The following is an 8,916-nucleotide window of genomic DNA, read 5'->3' on the forward strand; positions in this document are numbered from 1 at the left end:
GGGCGGCCAGGCGGGCGAGCAGCCGGGGAACGTCGCCGCCGCCGGAGCCGATATCGAGCAGGGTGGGGGCCTCGAGGCCGGCCAGGCGAGGGCGGAGGAGGCGCCGGTAGATGCCGTGCCAACCCGACACCGCCCGGTTGATCAGCGGAAACTGGGCGTAGGTGCGCCGAAGCATCGCGGGGTCGCAGTCCGGCTTGTCCATTTCCTCCACGGCGTCCGTGGCGCGGAGGGCCAGGAACGTCGACGCCTTGCGATCCGGTGGGCGGGCGGCCACGGCGGTCCGTTCCCGCCCTACACCGCCGCTGCCGCGGAAACCTGGCGGGCCCGGCGGGTGGCGGCGGGCACGGTCTTGGTGAACAGGCCGGTTTCCACCGTCAGGCCGGGGCCGAAGGCCATCGAGCAGATCCGTTCCTCCCCGGACCCCGCCGGTTGCTCCAGGATGTGCTTGAGCACAAACATCACGGTGGCGCTGGACATGTTCCCGTACCGCCGCAGCGTTTCCCGGGCCGGCACGAGCTGTTCCGCGGTCAGCTCCAGCTTGGCCTCGACCTTGTCCAGGATGCTGCGGCCGCCCGGATGTATCGCCCAGTGCTCAATGTCGCGGTACGGTCTTGCCGCCAGGTCCGGTTCACGGGCCAGCAGCGGCTCCAGCGCACCGACGATGTGTTCGTCGATGATGTGCGGAACGTAGGTCCCCAGGACCATTTCGAAGCCCTCGTCGCCGATGTTCCAGGCCATGGATTCCTCGCCGACGGGCGTGAGGACGGTTTCGAAGTGGTCCAGCCGGATGGCCGGTCCGGTCTGGTCCAGGCCGCGCGCGGTGATGACCGCCGCCGCCGCGCCGTCCGCGAACAGTGAAGACCCCACGATGGTGTCCGGGTCGTTGGACGTGCGCACGTGCAGCGTGCAGAGTTCGGCCGATACGACCATCACCACCGCCTGCGGATCGGCGTCGCAGAACGATTTGGCCGCCCGCAGGGCCGGGAACGCCGCGTAGCACCCCATGAAGCCGAGATGGTAGCGCTGGACGGCGGGATTGAGCCCCAGCGCACGCACGATCTTGTAGTCGGGGCCCGGGTTGAAGAAGCCGGTGCAGGAGACGGTGATGAGGTGCGTGATGTCCGCCGGGCCGATCCCCTCGCAGGAGGCAAGCGCCTTGCCGGCCGCCTCAATGAACAGCGGGGTAGCCTTGTCCGCGAAAATGTCGTTCCGCACCTTCGTGCTGGGAGAGAGCAGCTGCCGGGATTCGGCGTCGAAGAACACCGGATTGTCCGCCCGCTTGGCCGTCGTGAGTTCCTCGACGGCGGTGTACCGGGTGTCGATGCCGGACTGGTCGAACGATGTGGTCACCAGGCGCTGTCCCAGGCGCGTCAAGCCCGGTTGCGTGGAGAACACGTCCCGCGCCTCCGACTGGATCAGGATGGTATCCGGAACAGCGGTTTCCAGGGCTCTCAGCGTGGCCGTCATAGTCCATTCATAGAGCAGGCAGCCGGGTAAGACAATGGACCGGCCGCCGGGCTCCCGGCTGAACCGCTACGTATTACGCGGGCGTCTTACCGGTTGATGGGCCAGGTCTGGGACACAAGGAGCGGATCCGGTGGAGTACGAAATCAATTCCCTGCCGTTGCACGTGCTCCTGGTCCACGCCACCGTGGTGTTCGTTCCGTTGGCGGCGCTGTGCGTTGCGCTCACCCTGCTCTGGCCGGCGGCGAGGCGGCGCCTGGGGATTGCCGCCCCCCTGATCGCCCTGCTGGCCCTGGTGCTGGTGCCGGTCACCCAACAGGCCGGCCACTGGTTGTTCCTCAGGATCGACCAGACGCCGCTGGCCGTCGAACACATGCGGTTGGGCGACATGCTGCTGCCGTGGGTCGCCGGCCTTTTCGCCGCGGCGCTGGGGCTGTGGCTGTGGTTCCGCTACGGAACGACGGCGGACGCCTCCTCCCGGCGCAGGCTTGGCGCCGGATACCGTGTCATCGCGGCAGTGGTCGCCGTCGCCGTGCTGGCCGTGTGTGCGGGCGCCACGGTGGCGGTGGTGCTGACCGGCGAATCCGGAACGCGGGCGGTCTGGGAAGGCGCCTACTCCGGGCCGCCGGCGCTGCCCTGACCGGCTGTTACCGGCCCAGGCGCCGGTAGGAGGAGGCGAAGTGGATGAGCGGATCGGCGCTTTCCGAACCGGCGGCGTCCCGGCCCATGGCCAGCACCTCGCCGACGATCAGCAGGTGGGTGGCCGCCGGATGCACCGCGGTCGTCCTCAGCTCGAACCACGCCGGCGCTCCGCCGATCACCGCGGCACCGGTGGCCGGGCCGCGCCGGTACGGCACCTGGTTGAGCAGGCCTTCCACCGGATTGCCCGGGCTCGCCAGCCAGTTCGCCGTGCCCTGGTGCTGCGACGCCAGCAGGCTCAAGGCCCAGGTCCCCGAGTCGGCCACGGCGTCGCAAATCCTCGACTCCTCGAACAGGCTGACCAGCATGGTGGGCGGATCGTAGGATACCGAGAGATAACCGCTGACGGTCGCCGCGTAGTCCCGGTTCCGCCACCGTGTCGACACGACCGCGACGCCGGCGGCAATGTCGGCGCTGAGCGTCCGGTACAGGTCGATGTCCCGCTGGTCCGTTGCGCCCCGTCGGACGGGATGGGCCGTCAGTTCACCGTCCAGTTCCATTCGGCCATCTTCGCATGCCGGCCGCAGGTGGCGGCTCCGGCAGGGTTCAAAACAACGGCAGCGGATGATAGGGATGGTAGCCAGTAAGCATCCTGAGGATCACGAGTGGAGTGGATATGGCCCAGCGGCTCGTTGCAGACCTTATTGTCGATCGGCTTCGCGCGTGGCAGGTGTCGCGGATCTTCGGCTACAGCGGCGACGGCATCAACACGTTCATGGGCGCTCTGCGGCGCGCGGGGACGATCGAGTTCGTCCAGGCCCGGCACGAGGAAAATGCCGCCTTCATGGCGGTGGGGCACGCCAAGTACACGGGCGGGGTGGGGGTGGTCACGGCCACCCAGGGTCCCGGCGCCATACACCTGCTCAACGGCCTGTACGACGCCAAACTCGACAGCGTCCCGGTAGTGGCCATCGTCGGGCAGCAGTCGCGCACCGCGCTCGGCTCCGGGTACATGCAGGAAGTGGACCTGGCCAACCTGACCAAGGACGTGGCCACCTTCCGGCAGCAGGTGAGCACCCCGGAGCAGGTTCCGCTGGTGCTGGACCGCGCCTTCAAGGCGGCCCTGAGCGGCCGCGGCCCGGCCGTGGTGATCATTCCGCACGACATCCAGAAACTTCCCGCCCCCGAACTCGAGCACTCCCATGGCGTGGTGACCACCGCGCCGATCTGGCGTGCCCCGCACGTGGTCCCGGACCCGGACGACCTGCGCGCGGCCGCGGCCGTGCTCAACGCCGGGCAGCGGGTTGCCCTGCTGGTAGGACAGGGAGCGCGGGATGCCCGCGGGCAGGTGGTTGCGGTGGCGGAGAAGCTCGGGGCCGGCATCGCCACCAGCCTGCTCGGCAAGCCCTATGTGGACGAGTCGCTGCCTCTTGCGGCCGGAACCATGGGTCACCTGGGCACCGCCGCCAGCGGCCAACTGCTGGCACACTGCGACACCTTGCTGATCATCGGCTCCAACGACCCCTGGACGGAGTTCTACCCGCCGCCGGGCGCCGCGCGTGCCGTGCAGATCGACAATGATGCCAGTGCCATCGGCAACCGCTATCCGGTCGAGGCGGCGCTCACCGGCGACGCCGCCACGACCCTGGCGGCGCTGCTGCCGCTGCTTGAGGACCGCCCCGCCGGCCAGTGGCGAGAGCAGGTGGAAGGCTGGGTGCGGCAGTCGCGCGAGCTGTCGCGGCAGCGGGCCATGACGCCGGCGCAACCGGTCAACCCCGAACGGGTGGCCTTTGAGCTGAGCGAAAGATTCCCGCCGGACGGCCTGCTCGCCGTCGATGTTGGCAGTTCCGTCTACTGGTATGCCCGGCAGCTGCGGCTGCCGGCCGGCGCCCAGGCGCACCTCTCCAGCACCCTGGCAAGCATGGGCTGTTCGATACCGTACGGCATCGCCGCCAAGCTGGCCGCCCCGGAACGGGTGGTTGTTGCCCTCACGGGGGACGGGGCCATGCAGATGAGCGGCCTGGCCGAACTGATTACCGTCGGCCGGCTCTGGCAGCGGTGGATGGACCCCCGTTTTGTGGTCTGCGTCCTGAACAACCGGGAACTCGCCGAAGTGACCTGGGAACAACGGGAAATGGAGGCCGAGCCGCGGTTCGCCGACAGCCAGGCCCTGCCCGATGTCGACTACGCGGGCTACGCACGGCTGCTCGGACTGCACGGGAAGCGGGTCGAGGACCCCGAGCAGCTCGGGGCCGCATGGGACGAGGCACTGGCCGCCGACCGGCCGTATCTCATCGAGGTGCTCACCGATCCCGATGTTCCGCTGCTCCCGCCGTTCCCTGCCGGCCGGGAAAACGCCGAAACCATGCAGCGGTCGCTGGATCAGGAAGGGCAGGCGGCCGACGGCGCGAAGGACCTGCTGCGCACCTACACCGGCCAGGAAGAAGCCGGTGACGGTCGGTCCGGACAGGAGGAAAACCGGCCGGACACCGAGTGAATGAAAGACTTGATGGATGAGCGAGGCGGCAGAATTCATCGACCTCACCTTGCGGCGGGAAGCCTCCTGGGAACGGGCGGAAGCGCAGAACGGGGCGGGCGAAGGATTGCGCTACTACGGCGCGTCGGTCGGCGCGGTCCGGGGTACGGTCCGGGACGCCGGGCGGAAGTTCCGGCCGCTCTCGCACGACGAGGTGACCGCCCTCAGCTCCGAACTGTGGGCCCGGCCGGTCTTCGAGCGGCGCTTGGCCGCCGTGGTGCTGCTGCAGTCGAACCAACGCCTCTTGCGTAGCTCGGACCTCACCCGGCTGGAAGGCTTCCTGCGCGACGCACGCCTTGCGGCCTTGGCTGACCCGCTCGCCGTTGACGTCGTCGGTCCCTTGATCCAGGGGCTGACCGGCCAGTCCCGCACGCGCGCGGAAGCGATCCTCGATCGGTGGGCGGAAGAAGAGGACCCGTGGCTGCGCCGGGCCGCCCTGCTTGCCCCTTTGCGGGCGGTGAGGGCCGGCCGGGGTGATGCCGGCGGGTTTGTGCGCCGGGCACGTGCTGCGGAGGACGACGACAGTGGCATCGTCCAGGAGGCGGTCGCCGTGGTGCGCGCCGAATCGGCCGCCATCGGCCAGGGGCGGATGCCGCCTCCCTAGGCACGCCGCCGCCGGGGAGGCCGGCGGTCTGTGCGCGCTGCGGGCACAAAAAAGCCCCGGAAGTCCGGGGCTTTCTCTGTGCGCAGGAAGGGACTCGAACCCTCACCCTCAATAAGAGGACTAGCACCTCAAGCTAGCGCGTCTACCATTCCGCCACCCGCGCAGGTGGACTTTCGCCGGTTCTCCAGCGGCCGTCAGGCGCACTGATTCCGTCGAAAGCAGCGAGAAAAACTCTAACATGTTTTGCCCGAACTGTTGAATCGGGCCCTCCGTGCGCCCGTCGATGCGGGCACCGGGGCGCCGCCTGCGGACAGCTGCTGCCCTCGGCCGCTCCCGCTCGTTAGGCTGGGGACAGACATCGATTCCGAGGAGCCTTCATGACTGTACCGAGCCCGCACGAAGAAGTGGCCGAGATCTGCCAGGAACTGATCCGGATCGACACCTCCAACTACGGCGGCAACGAGGGGCCGGGGGAGCGGCTGGCCGCCGAGTACGCGGCCGGACTGCTGGAAGAAGCCGGACTGGCGACCGACGTGTTCGAGTCCGCGCCCGGCCGGACGTCGGTCGTCACGAGGATGGCCGGCACGGACCCCTCGGCGCCGGCGCTGGTCGTGCACGGACACCTGGACGTGGTGCCGGCGCAAGCCGATGACTGGCAGGTGGATCCGTTCAGCGGCGAGGAGCGGGACGGGCTCATCTGGGGCCGGGGCGCCGTGGACATGAAGGACATGGACGCCATGATCCTCTCGGTGGCGCGGCACATGGCACGCAGCGGCACCCGGCCGCGCCGTGACATCGTCTTCGCGTTCTTCGCCGACGAAGAGGCCGGCGGCACGTACGGGGCGCGCTGGGCGGTAGAGAACCGCCCCGAGCTTTTCGACGGCGCCACCGAGGCCATCTCGGAAGTGGGCGGCTTCTCGGCCACCATCGGCGGCCGCCGCGCCTACCTGCTCCAGACCGCGGAGAAGGGGATCGCGTGGCTGCGGCTGGCAGTGGCCGGCCGGGCCGGGCACGGTTCCCAGATCAACACGGACAACGCGGTGACCACGCTGGCGGCCGCGGTGGCCCGGATCGGGGCACACCAGTGGCCGATCGAGCTGACGGACACCACCCGCCGGTTCCTCGACGGGGTGACCGAGCTGACCGGCGTCGAATTCGACCCGGACAACCCGGACATCCTGCTCAAGGAACTGGGCACCCTGGCCCGCTTTGTCGGCGCCACCCTGCAGAACACGTCCAACCCGACGGTGTTGAAGGCCGGCTACAAGGAAAACGTGATCCCCGGGCTGGCCGAGGCGCGGATCGACGCCCGGACACTGCCCGGGCAGGAAGAGCTCGTGCTGGCCACCATCCGCGAACTGGCCGGCCCTGACGTGCAGGTCAGCTACGTGCACCAGGACAGGTCGCTGGAGGTGCCGTTCGCCGGGAACCTGGTGGACGCCATGATCGATTCGCTGGCGCATGAGGATCCGGACGCCGTGGTGCTCCCGTACACGCTCTCCGGCGGCACGGACAACAAGGCGCTGGCCCGGCTGGGCATCACCGGCTACGGCTTCGCTCCGCTGCGGTTGCCCGACGACCTGGACTTCACCGGGATGTTCCACGGCGTCGACGAACGGGTGCCGGTGGACTCGCTGAAGTTCGGCACCCGCGTCCTGCAGCGCCTGCTCACCACCTACTGACCTCTTGGAACGACGACGAAAGGACCACCGGCATGCCCGCCAGTGTTGAAGAACTGCTCCCGGACCACCTGCTCGAGACCATCAGGGGCCGGGCCGCAGGCTACGACGAAGCGAACAGCTTCTTCCACGAAGACTTCGCCGACCTCGTCGAGGCGGGTTACCTGAAAATGTTCGTCCCGGAGGAAGACGGCGGCCTGGGCTACACGCTGGAGGAGGCAACCAGGGCACAGATGCGGCTGGCCACCGCGGCGCCCGCCACGGCGCTGGCGGTCAACATGCACCTGGTGTGGACCGGCGTCGCGCGGGTCCTCAAGGCCCGCGGCGACGACAGCATGGACTACGTCCTGGCCGAGGCCGGCCGCGGCGAAGTCTTCGGGTTCGGGGTCTCCGAGGCTGGCAACGACCAGGTCCTCTTCGATTCGCGCACCGTCGCCGCGCCCCGCGGGGACGGCGGTTACGAGTTCACCGGTACGAAGGTGTTCACCAGCCTCTCGCCCGCCTGGACGCGGCTCGGCGTCTTCGGCCGCGACGATTCCGGCACCGAACCGCAGCTCGTGTGGGGGTTCATCGACCGGGACAAGCCCGGCTACCGGATCAAGGACGACTGGAACACGCTGGGCATGCGCGCCAGCCAGTCCAACACCACGGTGCTGGAAGGCGCGGTTGCCGCGCCGGAGCGGATCTTCCGGACACTGCCGGTGGGGCCCAACCCGGACCCGTTGATCTTCGGCATCTTCTCGTGCTTCGAAATCCTGCTCTCGTCCGTCTATGCGGGAATCGGCACCCGGGCCCTGGACCTCGCGGTGGAAGCCGTGCACCGCCGTCGTTCGCTGAAAACGGGCAAGAGCTACGCGCAGGATCCGGACATCCGCTGGCGGGTGGCCGACGCCGCCCTGGCCATGGACGGGCTGTACCCGCAGCTGGCGTCCATTGCCCGCGACGTGGATACGCTGGCCGACCACGGCAAGTTCTGGTTCGCCAAGCTGTCCGGCATCAAGATCAGGGCCACCGAGACCGCCAAGGACGTGGTGGAGAAGGCGGTACGCGTCTCCGGCGGCGGCGGATACTTCCGCGGCCGTGAACTGGAGCGGCTGTACCGCGACGTGCTGGCCGGGCTCTACCACCCCTCGGACGACGAGTCCGCGCACAGCACCGTGGCAACGGCCTGGCTGGGGCCGCTGGAAGACTGACGCGGGCGAACGCACCGCCTGACGGGCTCAGGCGGTGCGTTCGACCTTGAGCACCCTGCGGCGGAGCCAGTACTTGCGGCCGCCGCCCAGGTACAGCCGGGTCCGGACCAGATCCCACTTGCCGTACTCGGCGTGCTCGGTCAGCGCGCGGCGGGCTTCGCCGACGGATTCGTCTTTGTTTACGGTCAGGACCAGGTATTCGTACTGCCGGGCGTAGTCGCGTTCGCGGGTGACGGCGGCACCTAGAAATTGTTCTCTCATTGCCCTCCTGTTCTCTTCACTTATTCTCCACAATGCGGCTAACGTCTACAGCATGAGCATTGATCCGCGCGTCGCACTCGAGTCACTGGTTTCCGCCCTGCAGGAGCATCTGGCCGCCGCCTCCAGCCGCCGGGGTGATGACGATCCTGCCGTGGAAGCGGCCTTCTCGTCCATTATGGAATCGTTCGAAACCTACGAGGACGCGCTCTACGATGCTTACGGCGAAGTGACGCCGCTGGTCATTTACGACGAGTCGGACGACGAGGGCATGGACGAACCCGACGACGTGGTGGACCCGTTCGACGACGATCTGGAGATCGAAGAAAAGTAGCACGCCCCGGGGCCGCCCGGACCCGATCAAGACGCCTGGGCGCCGTAACCGCCGCGCCCGGGGCGGGCGGTTACGGCGTGGAAATCTCGTCCAGGGCCTGGCCGATCGCCGCGGGCAGGGCGTCCAACGGTGCCTTCAGGATTTCTGCCAGCTGGGCGGGGGTGCGGGGACCCACCACGGCCGTGCCGACGGCGGGCCGCTGCAGCAGC

At 68.9% G+C, this 8,916-nt stretch carries 9 protein-coding genes, 1 tRNA gene and 1 pseudogene; 6 read left to right on the top strand and 5 right to left on the bottom strand.

From position 1 onward, the window contains the following. Nucleotides 1–274, bottom strand: a pseudogene (locus tag AC5RV2_RS11435) (methyltransferase); the annotation flags it as partial. Nucleotides 275–291: 17 nt separating this feature from the next. Continuing rightward, entirely contained in the window at nt 292–1,467 is a 1,176-nt protein-coding gene (locus tag AC5RV2_RS11440) for a type III polyketide synthase (RefSeq protein ID WP_494092430.1), read from the bottom strand. Between the two features lie 130 nt (nt 1,468–1,597). Between AC5RV2_RS11440 and AC5RV2_RS11445 the strand changes: the two genes are divergently transcribed. Beyond that, on the top strand, nt 1,598–2,104 hold the full coding sequence (locus AC5RV2_RS11445; RefSeq protein ID WP_494092431.1) for a hypothetical protein: 507 nt from the start codon (nt 1,598–1,600) through the stop codon (nt 2,102–2,104). Nucleotides 2,105–2,111: 7 nt separating this feature from the next. On the opposite strand, the gene AC5RV2_RS11450 is transcribed toward AC5RV2_RS11445, so the two are convergent. Continuing rightward, nucleotides 2,112–2,663 carry a flavin reductase family protein gene (locus tag AC5RV2_RS11450; protein WP_494092432.1) on the bottom strand — a complete coding sequence of 184 codons (552 nt, stop codon included), beginning with the start codon at nt 2,661–2,663 and terminating at the stop codon, nt 2,112–2,114. Between the two features lie 116 nt (nt 2,664–2,779). Here AC5RV2_RS11450 and AC5RV2_RS11455 point away from each other — a divergent pair, with 116 nt between their 5' ends. Both AC5RV2_RS11455 and AC5RV2_RS11460 read left to right on the top strand, forming a co-directional pair. Beyond that, entirely contained in the window at nt 2,780–4,600 is a 1,821-nt protein-coding gene (locus AC5RV2_RS11455; protein WP_494092433.1) for a thiamine pyrophosphate-requiring protein, read from the top strand. A gap of 16 nt (nt 4,601–4,616) precedes the next feature. After that, complete coding sequence (locus tag AC5RV2_RS11460) at nt 4,617–5,243, top strand: DNA alkylation repair protein (protein ID WP_494092434.1); 627 nt, start codon at nt 4,617–4,619, stop codon at nt 5,241–5,243. A 79-nt stretch (nt 5,244–5,322) separates the two neighbouring features. Here AC5RV2_RS11460 and AC5RV2_RS11465 read toward each other — a convergent pair. Beyond that, nucleotides 5,323–5,406 (bottom strand) — tRNA-Leu (locus AC5RV2_RS11465). A 214-nt stretch (nt 5,407–5,620) separates the two neighbouring features. Between AC5RV2_RS11465 and AC5RV2_RS11470 the strand changes: the two genes are divergently transcribed. Together AC5RV2_RS11470 and AC5RV2_RS11475 are read left to right on the top strand one after the other, a co-directional pair. Beyond that, the gene (locus AC5RV2_RS11470; protein ID WP_494067822.1) at nt 5,621–6,925 is read left to right on the top strand and encodes a M20/M25/M40 family metallo-hydrolase; all 1,305 of its coding nucleotides are present in this window, start codon (nt 5,621–5,623) and stop codon (nt 6,923–6,925) included. 32 nt (nt 6,926–6,957) lie between these two features. Then, the gene (locus AC5RV2_RS11475) at nt 6,958–8,115 is read left to right on the top strand and encodes an acyl-CoA dehydrogenase family protein (protein ID WP_494092435.1); all 1,158 of its coding nucleotides are present in this window, start codon (nt 6,958–6,960) and stop codon (nt 8,113–8,115) included. Between the two features lie 27 nt (nt 8,116–8,142). Here the strand turns inward: AC5RV2_RS11475 and AC5RV2_RS11480 are convergent, their stop codons facing one another. Beyond that, a complete protein-coding gene (locus AC5RV2_RS11480; RefSeq protein WP_493999711.1) occupies nt 8,143–8,376 on the bottom strand; it encodes a DUF5703 family protein in 234 nt (77 codons plus the stop codon). A 52-nt stretch (nt 8,377–8,428) separates the two neighbouring features. On the opposite strand from AC5RV2_RS11480, the gene AC5RV2_RS11485 reads away from it, so the two are divergent. After that, nucleotides 8,429–8,707 carry a hypothetical protein gene (locus AC5RV2_RS11485; protein WP_493978463.1) on the top strand — a complete coding sequence of 93 codons (279 nt, stop codon included), beginning with the start codon at nt 8,429–8,431 and terminating at the stop codon, nt 8,705–8,707. Nucleotides 8,708–8,916: the final 209 nt, after the last annotated feature.

It is taken from the genome of Arthrobacter sp. Y3225116, from assembly GCF_059091245.1.

Excerpts from the sequence above, each read along its gene's own strand:
- AC5RV2_RS11440 (WP_494092430.1), bottom strand. The coding sequence starts at position 1,467 with ATGACGGCCACGCTGAGAGCCCTGGAAACCGCTGTTCCGGATACCATC.
- AC5RV2_RS11450 (WP_494092432.1), bottom strand. The coding sequence starts at position 2,663 with ATGGAACTGGACGGTGAACTGACGGCCCATCCCGTCCGACGGGGCGCA.
- AC5RV2_RS11455 (WP_494092433.1), top strand. The coding sequence starts at position 2,780 with ATGGCCCAGCGGCTCGTTGCAGACCTTATTGTCGATCGGCTTCGCGCG.
- AC5RV2_RS11460 (WP_494092434.1), top strand. The coding sequence starts at position 4,617 with ATGAGCGAGGCGGCAGAATTCATCGACCTCACCTTGCGGCGGGAAGCC.
- AC5RV2_RS11470 (WP_494067822.1), top strand. The coding sequence starts at position 5,621 with ATGACTGTACCGAGCCCGCACGAAGAAGTGGCCGAGATCTGCCAGGAA.
- AC5RV2_RS11475 (WP_494092435.1), top strand. The coding sequence starts at position 6,958 with ATGCCCGCCAGTGTTGAAGAACTGCTCCCGGACCACCTGCTCGAGACC.
- AC5RV2_RS11480 (WP_493999711.1), bottom strand. The coding sequence starts at position 8,376 with ATGAGAGAACAATTTCTAGGTGCCGCCGTCACCCGCGAACGCGACTAC.
- AC5RV2_RS11485 (WP_493978463.1), top strand. The coding sequence starts at position 8,429 with ATGAGCATTGATCCGCGCGTCGCACTCGAGTCACTGGTTTCCGCCCTG.